This window comes from Leisingera sp. NJS204, from assembly GCF_004123675.1.
In the GTDB taxonomy this organism is placed as follows: Bacteria; Pseudomonadota; Alphaproteobacteria; order Rhodobacterales; family Rhodobacteraceae; genus Leisingera.
This window is the reverse complement of the sequence record NZ_CP035417.1, coordinates 2,202,305-2,215,929: the sequence shown is the minus strand read 5'-3', so window position 1 is coordinate 2,215,929 and position 13,625 is coordinate 2,202,305. Positions and strand designations below refer to the sequence as shown.

The following is a 13,625-nucleotide window of genomic DNA, read 5'->3' as shown; positions in this document are numbered from 1 at the left end:
GCGCTCCGCGGATGGGAACTTGCGGAACACGAACGGCAGACAGGGCAGGGCAATGACAAAAAACAGAACTTTCTCCCGGGCACGGGCATTTTTGTGCGGCACCGCAGCGGTGGCAATTCTGGCCGCCTGTTCCGAGGAGGAGATCATCCTGCGCGGCGAACGCGAGGACATCCGTCCAGAGGCCGCAATTGAGGTGGTTAATCAATCCCGCGCGATTTCCTTGCCCAAACAGGTGGCAAATGCAAGCTGGGCCCAGGGCCATGGCGCCGAGGCCACCCGCACATCGCATCCGGCGCTGTCGGCCGCGCCGCAGCGGATCTGGTCCGCGTCCATCGGAGACGGCGATGGGCGGCGCCAGCGTATCACCGCAACGCCGGTTGTCGGCGGCGGGCGCATTTACGCGCTGGACAGCGCAGCACAGGTCTCGGCGGTATCGCAGCAGGGCCAGGTGTTGTGGCGCAGCACGCTGATCCCGGCAGCAGATGACGAGGGCCAGGCAACCGGTGGCGGTTTGGCCTATGACGATGGCGTGCTCTACATCTCCTCGGGCTATGGCGTGCTGACGGCGTTGAACGCCGCCGACGGCAGCCTGATCTGGCGCCAGGAGCTGGACGCCACCGGATCCGGCCAGCCGCGGGTCAGCGGCGGACTGGTCTATCTGGTGGCTGGCGATGACACCGGCTGGGCGGTCAAAACCAAGGACGGCCGCATTGCCTGGCAGATCGAAGCCTCGCCCTCGGCGTCGAACATCCTTGGCGCGCCTGCGCCTGTGGTGACCAACGATCTGGCGGTTTTTGCCTTTGGGTCCGGCGATCTGATCGCCACTTTCCGCCGCGGCGGTCTGCGGCGCTGGAGCGCGTCCGTCTCCGGTCAGCGCACGGGTCAGACCCTATCGCGGATCAGCGATGTGACCGGTGCACCGGTGGTTTCGGGCAAGCGCCTTTACGCAGGCAACAACTCGGGCCGCACCGTTGCGATCGATCTGAACTCCGGTGACCGGCTGTGGACCGCGCACGAAGGTGCCTCTGGAACCGCATGGCCCGCGGGCGGCAGCCTGTTCCAGGTCAGCGACCAGAACCGGCTGCTGCGTCTGGACGGCGGCAGCGGCGAGGTGGTCTGGGCAGTGGATCTGCCTGGGTTTCTGAAGGACAAGCCCGGCAAGCGCGGCCGGATCCATGTGCATTACGGCCCCGTTCTGGCGGGCGGGCAGATCATTGTCGCCTCCAACGACGGCCTGCTGCGGTTCTTCAACCCGCAGGACGGCAGCCTGACCCGAACCATTGAAGTGCCGGGCGGCGCCACCACCGCACCGGTTGTTGCAGGGCGGACGCTTTACGTGGTTTCCTCCAAGGGTGAATTGCTGGCATACCGCTGATCCGTGTTTCCGGGTGGCGGATGCCGCCCGGATGCGTTATGAGCCGCGTCTGAATCGCAGAAAGCTGGTCTGATGTCCTTTACCCTCGCCATCGTGGGCCGTCCCAATGTGGGCAAGTCCACCCTGTTCAACCGCCTAGTGGGCAAAAAACTGGCTCTGGTCGACGACCAGCCGGGTGTCACGCGCGATTTGCGCGAGGGCGAGGCGCGGCTGGGCGATTTGCGGTTCACGGTGATTGATACCGCGGGTCTGGAGGATGCCACTGACAACTCGCTCGAGGGCCGCATGCGCCGCCTGACCGAGCGGGCGGTGGATATGGCCGATATCTGCATGTTCATGATCGACGCGCGCACCGGCGTGACACCGACGGATGAGCTGTTTGCCGACATCCTGCGCCGCAAATCCGCCCACGTGATCCTGGTCGCCAACAAGGCCGAAGGCAATGCCGCCGAAGCCGGTGTTCTGGAGGCCTACAGCCTTGGTCTGGGCGAGCCCTTGCGCTTGTCCGGGGAACATGGTGAAGGGATGCCGGATCTGTATTCGGTCCTGATGCCGCTGGCAGAGAAGTTTGAATCCGAGGCGGTGGATCATTCGCCGGTCACCGATGTGGTGCTGGACGAGGAAATCGGTGAGGACGAGGTCGAGAGCATCCCCGAGCCGACCGATGCCAAGCCGCTGCAGGTTGCTGTTGTGGGCCGCCCCAACGCCGGCAAGTCGACGCTGATCAACAAGATCCTGGGCGAGGACCGGCTGCTGACCGGACCCGAGGCCGGCATCACCCGCGATGCGATCTCGCTGCGGATGAACTGGAACGGCGTGCCGATGCGGGTGTTTGACACTGCCGGCATGCGCAAGAAGGCCAAGGTGCAGGAAAAGCTGGAAAAGCTGTCTGTGTCCGATGGCCTGCGCGCGGTGAAGTTCGCCGAAGTTGTGGTGGTGCTGCTGGATGCGGATATCCCGTTCGAGCAGCAGGACCTGCGGATTGCCGACCTGGCCGAGCGCGAGGGCCGCTCGGTTGTGGTTGCAGTCAACAAATGGGACATCGAAGACAACAAGCAGGAAAAGCTGCGCGATCTGAAGGAAGCCTTCGGCCGCCTGCTGCCGCAGCTGCGCGGCGCGCCTTTGGTGACGGTTTCGGCCAAGACAGGCAAAGGGCTGGACCGGCTGCATGACGCGATCATGCGCGCCTATACTGTGTGGAACCGCCGGGTGCCGACCGCGGCGCTGAACCGCTGGCTGGTTGGCATGCTGGAACAGCACCCGCCGCCAGCGCCGCAGGGCAAGCGGATCAAGCTGCGTTACATGACCCAGGCCAAAAGCCGCCCGCCGGGGTTTGTGGTGATGTGCTCGCATCCCGACAAGCTGCCGGAAAGCTATAACCGGTATCTGGTCAACGGCCTGCGTGAAGATTTCGATATGCCCGGCACCCCGATCCGGTTGTATATGCGCGGCCAGGGCGACAAGAACCCCTACAAGGGCAAGCGCGCCAAGAATGCCGGCGCTTTGGCCAAGCATTTGAATAAGCGCGGCGGCGGATCCAGCTAGGGCAGGGCGCTCCCGCCCAGCCTGCGGCATTTCCAAAAAATACCTAGGCCTGTTGGGCCCGGCGCCGCCCTGACGGGCGGCGCTTTTGCGTTGCGCGGGGCTGAGCGGCCTTTTGCCTGCCTCATGCGGGGCTTCGCTGCTCTGTGTTTTCTTCGCAGCTGCAGATTGATACCTTTCAAGTTGAATGGATTATCCGGTGGTAACCTTGTTTTTGCACAAGGCGGAGTTATCTGGAAATTTACTTTGGACGGGATGCGCGTTTTGCACAGCTGTCACGCATCGGCTTTAGGGACGGGTTCATGGATCTGAGGACACATACGCGTCAATTCACACAACAGGACAACCGGCTGGCGTCGCTCAGCTATTTTGGAACATTTGCGGTCTACTTTGCGGCGCTTACCGTGGCCATCGCCTATGCGGACCAGTGGTTTGCGATGCTGCCGGCAGGTGTGGTTTTTGCCTTTGCCGCAGTGCGGCTGTATGTACTGCAGCATGACACTGGGCATCATTCCCTGTTTGAAACCCGGATCCAGAACGAGATTGCCGGCCATGTGCTGTCACCCTTCACCTTTGCGCCGTTCGAGGTGATGAAGCAGAACCACAACCTGCACCATTCCAACATCGGCAATCTGGAACACCGGGAGACGGGTGAGATCCACACCATGACCGTACGGGAATGGGCCAAGGCAGGGGTCTGGGACCGGTTGGCCTACCGTCTGTACCGCAATCCGTTTGTGCTGGTGCCGCTGGGTGCGGCATTCACCTACTTCATCCGTTATCGCTGGCCCAAGAACACCCGGCGGTTTGGGGCGCTGGGGGTGGTCCTGCATAATCTGGTGATCGTGGCCATGCTGGCGCTGCTGTACCGGGCAGCAGGGATAACCGGCATCTGGGTCTGGCTGGCGTTCTCGTTCCTGGGCGGCATGATCGGGGTGTTCCTAGTCTACCTGCAGCATAATTTTGAGGACACCTATTGGGACCGCCGCCCGGACCTGAACCCGCAGGTGGCGGCGCTGCAGGGGTCCTCCTGCCTGGATTTCGGCTGGATCTTCGACATGGCGGTGGCCAATATCACCCTGCATGACATTCACCACTACAATGCCCGGATCCCGTCCTACCGGCTGCGCCAGTGCCATTACAGCCTGCCACCGGAACTGGGGCTGCGCCGGATTAAATTTGGCGAAGCAGTGCGGGCGCTGACGCTGAAGCTGTGGGATGAGGACAAAAAATGCCTGGTACCCTTCCCGGGCTGAGGGGGGCTCTGCTTTAAGGGGGCGCAGCCAGTACTGACGGCCCATTTTCATCTGGTCTGGCCCGCGCGGGGAAACTGCTGCTGCACAGCATCACGGGTATCGTAACCAGACCTGCGGTGGTACTGCTGGAGGCTGCCAAGGCTTTGACGGCTTCAGCTGCCGGGCCTTGCGTGCCTAAATACAAGGAGAACCGGTTCGTGAGCGGAAAGATTCCAGACAAGAAAGTGGTCAGATCTTCGGAAGGTAAGGCTTCTGATAAGTTGCAGGGTGAACTGAACGCCCAGCTGGAAGCCGCCGAGGCCGCGCGCCGGGCAGCGGAGGATAAGGCCGCCAAGGCGCAGGCCAAGGCCCGTAAAGCCAAGCGGAAAGCGGCGCAGCTGGCGGTGGAGTTTGCAGCGGCAAGAATAAAAGCCAAGCAGAAGGCCAAGAAGGTCAAAGCGAAAGCGAAAAAGGCCATCGAGAAAGAAAAGGAAAAGGCCCAGGCTATTCTTGCCGCCAAAGGTGCCGGCAGGAAAAAGGTGAAGAAATAGCCTCAAGGCGTTGAGTATATTAAAAAACCGGCGCCTTTTGGGAGCCGGTTTCTGCTTTGTGCGGGCGTTTGGATCAGGCCAGTGCGCCATCCGCGGTCAGGGTCAGCTTGCCGCCCAGATAAGGGGCCAGCACCTCGGGCAGCTTCACAGAACCGTCGGCCTGCTGGCCGTTCTCCAGCACTGCGATCAGGCAACGGCCCACCGCCAGGCCGGAGCCGTTCAGTGTGTGCACAAATTGCGGCTTGCCGCCATCTCCGGGCTTGAAGCGCGCATTCATCCGGCGGGCCTGGAAGTCACCGCAGACCGACACCGAAGAAATTTCGCGGTAGGTTTTCTGGCCGGGCACCCAGACTTCGATGTCGTGAGTCTTGCTGGCGCCGAAGCCCATGTCGCCAGTGCACAAAACAATGGTGCGATAGGGCAGGCCCAGCCGCTCCAGGATGTTTTCGGCGCAGCGGGTCATGCGCTCATGCTCTTCACCGCTTTTGTCCGGATGCGTGACCGAGACCATTTCGACCTTCTCGAACTGGTGCTGGCGCAGCATGCCGGAGGTGTCTTTGCCGGCCGAACCCGCCTCAGAGCGGAAACACTGGGTGTGCGCCACATAGCGGCGCGGCAGGTAGCCTTCCTCGACCGTCATGCCATTGACGATATTGGTCAGCGTGACCTCGGCAGTCGGAACCAGCCACCAGCCGTTGGTGGTCTTGTAGCTGTCCTCGCCGAACTTGGGCAGCTGGCCGGTGCCGTACATCATCTCTTCGCGCACCAGAACCGGGGTCCAGGTTTCCGTCAGGCCGTTCTCGTCCACATGGGTGTTGATCATGAACTGTGCCAGCGCGCGGTGAATACGGGCAACCGCACCCGACAGCACCACAAAGCGGCTGCCCGAGAGTTTGGCCGCGGTCTCGAAATCCATGCCGGGCTTCACGCCTTCGATTTCGAAATGCTCCTTGGCGTCGAAACCGAGTTCCTTTGGGTCTCCCCAGCGGCGGATTTCGACGTTGTCGTCTTCATCTTCGCCCAGCGGCACCTCATCGAAGGCCAGGTTCGGGATGGTCATCAGCATATCGGTCAGCTGCTGATCCAACTCCTTGGCCTCGGTGTTCATCACTGCCACTTCGGCCTTCTTTTCGGCCACCAGTGCGCGCAGGCGTTCAAACTCGGCTTCATCGCCGCGGCCCTTGGCGGCGCCGACTTCTTTGGAGGCCTTGTTCTGCTGGGCCTGGGCGGCCTCTGCGGCCTGGATTTTGGCGCGCCGCGCCTCGTCCAGCGCCAGGATCTCGGATGACACGCCCGCATCCCCGCGCCGCGCCACAGCGGCGTCGAATGCGGCAGGGTTTTCGCGGATAGCGCGGATGTCATGCATGAGAGTCTCTCCTAGCGTTGGGTCGTGGTTTGAATCAGTAGGCCCATCCTATGACGCAAGGGTGAACAAAGGGGAAGGGGCGCGCGCGGTCTATGTGCAACTTGGGGATGCCGGGCACAGGCAAGCGGATTGGACGGCCTTTCCCGGCGCGGCATCCACGCAATCCTGCAACGGCCTATCCCGGCTGCGCTTTTGCTTTGCGGCAGCCTTGCAACCCTTCCCCCCAGCGCATAGGTTCCGCTGCAAAATTCCGGCGTGAAACCTCATGCCGCTTTGACAGAAGGAAAATCCCATGGACAGTGGCGCAATCGCCCAATTTCTCCCGCTTATCCTGATCTTCGCGATCATGTACTTCCTGCTGATCCGGCCGCAGCAGAAGAAGGTGAAAGAACATCAGAAGATGGTCGACCAGCTGCGGGTGCGTGACCAGGTGGTGACCCAGGGCGGTTTGATCGGCAAGGTGTCCAAGGTCAAGGAAGACGGCGAGATTGAAGTTGAAATCGCCGATGGTGTGAAAGTGCGCGTCATCAAGGCGACCATTGCCCAGGTGCTGAGCAAAACCGACCCTGTGTCGTAAGCTTAGACCTCTAACAAACTGAAAAGGCAGGGCAATGCTGCAAATTGATCTCTGGAAGAGGGTGCTGATCTGGCTGGTGTGCGCGGCCGGCCTGATGCTTGCCCTGCCAAACGGATTTTACACCCGCGTTGAACAGGCTAACGACGCCGCGGCTGATATCATCGCCAAGGGCGAGACGCCGGATCGGCTGGAAACAGCGGGCCAATGGCCGTCTTATCTGCCGTCCGGACTGGTGAACCTGGGTCTCGACCTGCGCGGCGGCGCGCATCTGCTGGCCGAAGTGCAGGTCAGCGACGTCTACGAGGCGCGGATGGATGCGTTGTGGCCGGAGGTGCGTGATGCGCTGCGGCCCGAGCGCGGCACTGTTGGCACGTTCCGCCGCCAGCCGGGGCAGGCGGATGAGATTCGGGTGAAAATCACCAAGCCCGAAGGCATGGCCCGGGCGCTGGAAGCGGTGCGCGAGCTGGCCAATCCGATTACCACACTGACCGGTGTAGGCGCCAACGACATTGAGGTTTCCGCCCAAGCCGATATCCTTGTGGTGCGCTTGAGCGAGGCGGAGAAGATCGCCTCGGACGACCGCACCGTGCGCCAGGCGCTGGAGATCGTGCGCCGCCGGATCGACGAGGTGGGAACCCGCGAGCCGACTATTCAGCGCCAGGGCGCCGACCGCATCCTGATCCAGGTGCCGGGGATTGGTTCTGCTTCGGAACTGAAGGCGATTATCGGCACAACCGCGCAGCTGACTTTCAACCCGGTTGCGGGCCGTGGCAGCGATGCCGGTGCTGCACCGGGGATCGGCAATAAGATCATCCCGTCACTGGATGAAAGCGGCATTTACTACACTATCGAAGCCGCTGCGGTTGTGACCGGCGAGGACCTGGTGGATGCGCAGCCCTCGTTCGACCAGAACGGCCGGCCTGCGGTGACGTTCCGCTTCAACACCTCGGGTGCGCGCCGGTTCGGTGACTACACCGCCGAAAACATCGGCTCCCCCTTTGCGATCGTGCTGGATGACGAGGTGGTCTCTGCTCCGGTGATCCAGTCGCACATCCCGGGCGGCTCGGGCATCATCACCGGCAATTTCACCATCGAAGAAAGCACCAACCTTGCGGTTCTGCTGCGTGCAGGCGCACTGCCGGCAGGCTTGGAGTTCCTGGAAGAACGCACCATTGGCCCCGAGCTGGGCCAGGACAGCATTGATGCGGGCAAGATCGCCACCATCGTGGCCTTTATCGCGGTGCTGGTGTTCATGGGCCTCAGCTATGGGCTGTTCGGTCTGTTTGCCAATGTGGCGCTGATCCTGAACATCGCGCTGATCTTTGGTATGCTCAGCCTTATCGGCGGCACCCTGACACTGCCGGGCATCGCCGGTATCGTTCTGACCGTCGGCATGGCGGTGGACGCCAACGTGCTGATCTTTGAACGCATCCGCGAAGAGCTGAAGGCGGGCCGCGGCCCGGCCAAGGCGATTGACGAAGGCTACTCCAAGGCGCTGAGCGCCATTCTTGACGCCAACATCACCACATTCATCACCGCGGTGATCCTATTCGCCATGGGCTCCGGCCCGGTGCGCGGTTTTGCGATCACCCTGGGGCTGGGCATTCTGACCTCGGTTTTCACCGCGATCTTTGTCACCCGGCTGATGATCATCATGTGGTTTGAACGGCGCCGTCCGAAAACGATTGAGGTGTGATATGCGGTTAAGACTTGTTCCTCAGAAGACCTCATTCGATTTCTTCAAACGCGCCAAGCTGTGGCTGGGCATCTCTGCCTTGATGATGGTGGTGGGGTTTGCGTCTTTCCTGCTGCAGGGGCTGAACTTCGGTATCGACTTCCGCGGCGGTACCACCATCCGGACCGAAGCGTCTGAATCCGTGGATGTGGGCGCTTACCGTGATGCCCTTTCGCCGCTGGGGCTGGGGGATGTGTCGATCACCGAGGTGTTCGACCCGACATTCGAAGAAGACCAGCACGTCGCCATGATCCGCATCCAGGCACAGGACGACGGCGAGGCGATCTCGGGCGATATGGTCGAGACGCTGAAGGTTTCGCTGGACGCGGTGGCACCGGGCATCAAGTTTGTGTCCGTCGAATCCGTTGGTCCCAAAGTCTCGGGTGAGCTGATCACCACGGCGATTTACGCGGTGGCGCTCGCTATCGGCGCCGTGCTTGTCTACATCTGGCTGCGGTTCGAGTGGCAGTTCGCTCTCGGCGCGGTGGCAGCGCTGGTGCATGACGTGGTGCTGACCATCGGTGTGTTCTCGGAGCTGCAGATCAAGTTCGACCTGGCCATCATCGCGGCACTGCTGACCATCGTCGGCTATTCGCTGAACGATACGGTGGTTGTGTTCGACCGGGTGCGCGAGAACCTGCGCCGCTACAAGAAGAAGGATCTGGCCGAGGTTCTGAACATCTCGATCAACGAGACCCTCAGCCGGACGGTGATGACCTCGGTCACCACCTTGCTGGCGCTGATTTCGCTTTATGTGCTGGGCGGCGACGTGATCCGCGGCTTTGTCTTTGCGATGATCTGGGGTGTGCTGGTCGGGACCTATTCGTCGGTGTTTGTGGCTTCCACCATCCTGCTGAAACTGGGGGTGAAGCGCGACTGGTCGAAACAGGCAAACACCACCGGCAATCAGTTCTCGAACATCGATGCTTGAGGCCTTTCAGGCAGCCCTGGCCACGCCGGGGCTGGTCTGGCTTTTGCTGACTATTGGAGCCGCGGGATTAGTCCGCGGCTTCACTGGTTTTGGCACCGCGATGATTTTTGTCCCCGTCGGCGCACAATTCCTGCCATCTGCGGATGTGGTGTTTTTGATGGTGCTGATGGGGGTGTTCTCCACCATCACCCTGTTCCCGCAGGCCTGGAGCAAGGCCGACAAGGCCGAAGTCGGCGCGCTGGCAATGGCCGCAGCTGTCACCGTGCCCGCTGGTCTGTGGGTCATGTCGCAACTGGATCCGCTGACACTGCGCTGGCTGGCGGCGGCGGTGATCGGGGTGACGCTGGCGGCAGTTGTTTCCGGCTGGCGCTGGCAGGGGCGGCTGGGCTGGCCGGGCCGTTTCGGCATCGGCGGGGCGGCTGGCATGGTCGGCGGCATGACCGGTCTGACAGGGCCGGTGATCATCGTCTTCTACCTTGCCAATGTGCGTGACGTGGCGCGGGTCAGGGCCAATACAATCGTGTTTCTGGCAGCCCTTGATGTGGTGATTGCGGTCAACCTGATCTTTGGCGGGCTGGCCAGCCTGCAGGCGGTGATCCTGGCCGCGCTGCTGGGCATCCCCTATGTTGTGACCACGCTGACCGGCAAGGCGCTGTTTGATCCCAAACTGGAGAAGCTCTATCGCTTTGCCTCCTATTCCGTGATTGCGCTGGCCGTGTTATCCAGCCTCCCGGTGTTTGACTGAAAGGACCCCCCATATGCGCTTGAATGAAGTGAGTTTTTCCGACGCGCAGCCGATTGATGGCTATGGCGCAGGCTTCTTCCGCATCGGCGGGCAGGTTCATCAGGGGGCGGTGCTGACATCGGCAGCAGGCACCGCGGCCTGGGGCGGTTATGCGGATACCGGGCCGCTGCTGGCACTGGCGGGGGAGGCCGACGTGCTGTTCATCGGCACCGGCGCGGAAATCGCGCATATTCCGGCAGATTTGCGCAAAGCGCTGGAAGAGGCAGGGCTGGGGGTTGAGATAATGAACTCGCCCGCCGCCTGCCGCACCTATAATGTGCTGCTGTCCGAGGGGCGCAGGATTGCCATGGCGGCGCTGGCGGTCTGATTTTCTGAAGATGTATTTGACCTGCCGCAAAGCGGGATGCGGATGATTGGTCTTTTGATGCGCGGGCATAACGGGATAAGCGAACTTCATGACATTGACTGTGACGGATCTGAGCGTGGCGCGCGGCGGTATCCCGGTGCTGGAGGGCCTGAGCTTTTCGCTGGATCCCGGCAAGGCGCTGATCCTGCGCGGCCCCAATGGCATCGGCAAGACAACGCTGCTGCGCACCGTCGCCGGGCTGCAGCCGCCGCTGAAGGGGCGGGTGGACGGCGCCGAGGATCAGATCGCCTATGCCGCCCATTCCGACGGGCTGAAACCGACACTGACGGTGGCAGAAAATCTGACATTTTGGGCCAGTGTTTTTGGCCGCAACGGGATTGAGCAGGCGCTGGACGGGTTTGACCTGCAAGCCCTGCGCGACCGGCAAGCGGGCGCCTTGTCTGCGGGGCAGAAACGCCGCCTGGGCCTGAGCAGGATGCTGGTAACAGGCCGCCCGATCTGGATCATGGATGAACCAACGGTGAGTTTGGACAAAGCCTCGGTTGCGATGTTCGCGGCCGCCGTGCGGATGCATCTGGGGCAGGGCGGCTCCGCGCTGATTGCCACCCACATCGATCTGGGGCTGGAGGCCGGGGTGCTGGATGCCGGCCCCTATAAGGCCAAACCGCTGGCGCTGGATGACTTTGACGGAGGCTTTCTGTGATTGCGCTGCTGATACGGGATCTGCGGCTGGCCTTCCGGGCCGGCGGCGGCTTTGGCCTGGGCCTTGCGTTTTTTCTGATCGTGACCGTGATGGTGCCGTTTTCCGTTGGCCCGCAATCGGACCTGCTGTCCAAAATCGCACCGGGTGTTCTGTGGCTTGGCGCGCTGCTGGCCTGCCTCTTGTCCCTTGACCGGCTGCTGGCGCTGGATTGGGAGGACGGCTCGCTCGACCTGCTGGCCACAGCACCCTTGCCGCTGGAAAGCACCGTGACGATCAAGGCGCTGGCGCATTGGATTACCACCGGCCTGCCGCTGGTGATGGCCGCACCGGTGCTGGGGGTGCTGCTGAACCTGCCGGTCCAAGGCTTTCAATGGCTGGTGGTTTCCCTGTTGCTGGGCACGCCTGCACTGTCCGTCATTGGCACCTTTGGTGCCGCCCTGACCGTGGGGCTGAAACGCGGCGGGCTGCTGATGTCTCTGTTAGTGATGCCGCTGTACGTGCCGACGCTGATCTTCGGGTCCGAAGTGGCCCGCCGCGGGGCTGAAGGCATGGCTGTCCAAACACCGATGCTGCTGCTTGCCGGCATCTCCGCCGCCTCCATCGCCTTGCTGCCCTTTGCCAGCGCCGCTGTCCTGCGCGTCAATTTGCGTTAGGCGGTTTCAACGAGCCGTGAATTGAGAAACCCGAGAACAAGAGCTAAATAGCCAACATGTCGATCTGGGAATACGCCAACCCGAAGAAGTTCCTGACCACCACCGAAAAGGTGATGCCGGTCTTGTGGATCAGTTCTGCCGTGCTGATCAGCGCGGGGCTGATCTGGGGCTTTTTCTTCACGCCTGACGATTACCGCCAAGGCTCCACCGTCAAGATCATCTTCCTGCATGTGCCTGCAGCGCTAATGGCGATTAATGCCTGGTTCATGATGCTGGTCACCTCGCTCGTCTGGGTGATCCGCCGCCATCACGTCAGCGCGCTGGCCGCCCGTGCTGCGGCGCCCGTGGGTATCGTAATGACGGTTATCGCGCTGGTCACCGGTGCGATCTGGGGTCAGCCGATGTGGGGCACCTGGTGGGCCTGGGATCCGCGCCTCACGTCCTTTTTGGTGCTGTTCCTGTTCTATCTCGGCTATATCGCCCTGTGGGAGGCGATCGACAATCCCGACACCGCCGCGGACCTCACCTCGATCCTGTGCCTGGTCGGGTCGGTCTTTGCCGTGCTCAGCCGCTATGCGGTGAACTTTTGGAATCAGGGGCTGCATCAGGGGGCGTCGCTGTCGCTTGACGAAAAGGAAAACGTGGCTGATGCGTTCTCCAATCCGCTTTATGTCTGCATGGGCGGCTTTGTGCTGTTGTTCCTTGCGCTGGTGTTCTACCGCACCGGAACTGAAATCCGCGCCCGCCGCATCAAGGCATTGATGGCGCGCGAACGGCTGGAGGCCTGATGCCCGATCTTGGAAAATACGCCGAAACGGTGCTGTCGGCCTATGGTGCCTCGCTGCTGCTGCTGCTGGCGCTGGTGGTGCTGACAATCCTGCGCGGCCGCAAGGTGCGCCGGGAAATGGAAACCCTTGAAACCCGGATGAAGCGCAATGGCTAAGATCTCACCGCTGATGGCGGTCCCCGGTATTGTGTTTGCTGGTTTTGTCGGCCTTGCCCTGGTTGGCATGTTCCGCGAAGACCCCAACAGCCTGCCGTCCGCGCGTGAAGGCCAGCCCGCGCCACCGCTAGCGCTGGACGATTTTCCTGGCAAGGAGATGTTCACAGACGAAACCCTGCGCGATGGCAGTGTGAAGCTGGTGAATTACTGGGCAAGCTGGTGCGCGCCCTGCCGGGCCGAGCATCCGAACCTGGAAGCGCTGTCCAACGAGGGCATCCCGGTTTACGGCATCAACTACAAGGACCAGCTGGCCAATGCCGAGGCCTTTTTGAACGAGCTGGGCGACCCTTACGCAGCGATTGGCCGCGACGAAAAGGGCCGTTTGGGGATCGATTGGGGCGTGTACGGCGTGCCGGAAACCTATGTGGTGGACGGCGAAGGCAAGATCGTGCTGCGTTGGGCCGGACCGATTACCCAGCGGGTGATCGAAAACACCCTGCGCCCGGCGATGGAAAAGGCGGCAGGTCAGTAAACATGCGGCAGCACCTTAGCCAGGATCATGCAGGGTGAAGCTGCGGAGATCAGGTTCCTTCGACGACAGCGCAAAGGCAAGCTTTAGGTCTTCCTGCCTGGAACGCCAAATCAGATACTCGCTGAACGCCTCCGCGCTAGTCCATCTTTGAAAGACCGAAATCTCGTCCCGGTCCGGGGCGAGCAGGGTTTCGGCTTGTTGGCATTCCGGAAAACCGCGAGCCGCCTCCACCATCTTTTTCACAAGAACTGTCAGCTCAGTGTATTTACCGGGCAGCGGGTGCAGTTGAATGATTACGGCTTCCGTCACGAAACGCTCCATGTTCAGCGGGCTGGGTCAGCTTGACGGGCAACTGGAAATTTCCGGTAAA

The 13,625-nt window shown here is 61.9% G+C and carries 16 protein-coding genes; 14 read left to right on the top strand and 2 right to left on the bottom strand.

Annotated features, from left to right (window positions below; translation table 11 throughout):
- The first annotated feature begins 52 nt into the window (after nt 1-52).
- The 4 genes from ETW24_RS10870 (at nt 53) to ETW24_RS24830 (ending at nt 4,703) form a co-directional block, all read left to right on the top strand.
- A complete protein-coding gene (locus tag ETW24_RS10870) occupies nt 53-1,375 on the top strand; it encodes a PQQ-like beta-propeller repeat protein (RefSeq protein WP_129371078.1) in 1,323 nt (440 codons plus the stop codon).
- 72 nt (nt 1,376-1,447) lie between these two features.
- Nucleotides 1,448-2,920, top strand: coding sequence for a ribosome biogenesis GTPase Der (gene der / locus ETW24_RS10865; protein ID WP_129371077.1), 1,473 nt, complete (start codon nt 1,448-1,450; stop codon nt 2,918-2,920).
- Nucleotides 2,921-3,219: 299 nt separating this feature from the next.
- Nucleotides 3,220-4,173: a fatty acid desaturase gene (locus ETW24_RS10860; RefSeq protein WP_129371076.1), complete on the top strand. Its 954-nt coding sequence runs from the start codon at nt 3,220-3,222 to the stop codon at nt 4,171-4,173.
- Nucleotides 4,174-4,289: 116 nt separating this feature from the next.
- Complete coding sequence (locus ETW24_RS24830; protein WP_254695597.1) at nt 4,290-4,703, top strand: hypothetical protein; 414 nt, start codon at nt 4,290-4,292, stop codon at nt 4,701-4,703.
- Nucleotides 4,704-4,776: 73 nt separating this feature from the next.
- Here the strand turns inward: ETW24_RS24830 and serS are convergent, their stop codons facing one another.
- Nucleotides 4,777-6,069, bottom strand: coding sequence for a serine--tRNA ligase (serS, locus tag ETW24_RS10850; RefSeq protein WP_129371075.1), 1,293 nt, complete (start codon nt 6,067-6,069; stop codon nt 4,777-4,779).
- A gap of 292 nt (nt 6,070-6,361) precedes the next feature.
- On the opposite strand from serS, the gene yajC reads away from it, so the two are divergent.
- From yajC to ETW24_RS10800, 10 genes are all read left to right on the top strand, one after another.
- A complete protein-coding gene (gene yajC, locus ETW24_RS10845; protein WP_024089858.1) occupies nt 6,362-6,646 on the top strand; it encodes a preprotein translocase subunit YajC in 285 nt (94 codons plus the stop codon).
- 34 nt (nt 6,647-6,680) lie between these two features.
- Nucleotides 6,681-8,342 carry a protein translocase subunit SecD gene (gene secD / locus ETW24_RS10840; RefSeq protein ID WP_129371074.1) on the top strand — a complete coding sequence of 554 codons (1,662 nt, stop codon included), beginning with the start codon at nt 6,681-6,683 and terminating at the stop codon, nt 8,340-8,342.
- Between the two features lies 1 nt (nt 8,343).
- Complete coding sequence (gene secF / locus ETW24_RS10835; RefSeq protein ID WP_129371073.1) at nt 8,344-9,312, top strand: protein translocase subunit SecF; 969 nt, start codon at nt 8,344-8,346, stop codon at nt 9,310-9,312.
- Nucleotides 9,305-10,057, top strand: a complete 753-nt coding sequence (locus tag ETW24_RS10830) for a TSUP family transporter (protein ID WP_129371072.1) — start codon at nt 9,305-9,307, stop codon at nt 10,055-10,057. Before secF ends, ETW24_RS10830 begins: the two co-directional genes overlap by 8 nt.
- 13 nt (nt 10,058-10,070) lie before the next feature.
- Nucleotides 10,071-10,424 (top strand): Mth938-like domain-containing protein, encoded by a 354-nt coding sequence (locus ETW24_RS10825; protein WP_129371071.1) that lies wholly within the window; start codon nt 10,071-10,073, stop codon nt 10,422-10,424.
- Between the two features lie 88 nt (nt 10,425-10,512).
- On the top strand, nt 10,513-11,127 hold the full coding sequence (gene ccmA / locus ETW24_RS10820) for a heme ABC exporter ATP-binding protein CcmA (RefSeq protein WP_129371070.1): 615 nt from the start codon (nt 10,513-10,515) through the stop codon (nt 11,125-11,127).
- On the top strand, nt 11,124-11,780 hold the full coding sequence (gene ccmB, locus ETW24_RS10815) for a heme exporter protein CcmB (RefSeq protein ID WP_129371069.1): 657 nt from the start codon (nt 11,124-11,126) through the stop codon (nt 11,778-11,780). Before ccmA ends, ccmB begins: the two co-directional genes overlap by 4 nt.
- 56 nt (nt 11,781-11,836) lie before the next feature.
- Complete coding sequence (locus ETW24_RS10810; RefSeq protein WP_129371068.1) at nt 11,837-12,568, top strand: heme ABC transporter permease; 732 nt, start codon at nt 11,837-11,839, stop codon at nt 12,566-12,568.
- On the top strand, nt 12,568-12,723 hold the full coding sequence (ccmD, locus tag ETW24_RS10805) for a heme exporter protein CcmD (protein ID WP_129371067.1): 156 nt from the start codon (nt 12,568-12,570) through the stop codon (nt 12,721-12,723). Before ETW24_RS10810 ends, ccmD begins: the two co-directional genes overlap by 1 nt.
- Nucleotides 12,716-13,255 (top strand): DsbE family thiol:disulfide interchange protein, encoded by a 540-nt coding sequence (locus tag ETW24_RS10800; RefSeq protein WP_129371066.1) that lies wholly within the window; start codon nt 12,716-12,718, stop codon nt 13,253-13,255. Before ccmD ends, ETW24_RS10800 begins: the two co-directional genes overlap by 8 nt.
- Nucleotides 13,256-13,270: 15 nt before the next feature.
- Here ETW24_RS10800 and ETW24_RS10795 read toward each other — a convergent pair whose 3' ends face one another.
- Nucleotides 13,271-13,564, bottom strand: coding sequence for a putative quinol monooxygenase (locus tag ETW24_RS10795; protein ID WP_129372900.1), 294 nt, complete (start codon nt 13,562-13,564; stop codon nt 13,271-13,273).
- Nucleotides 13,565-13,625: the final 61 nt, after the last annotated feature.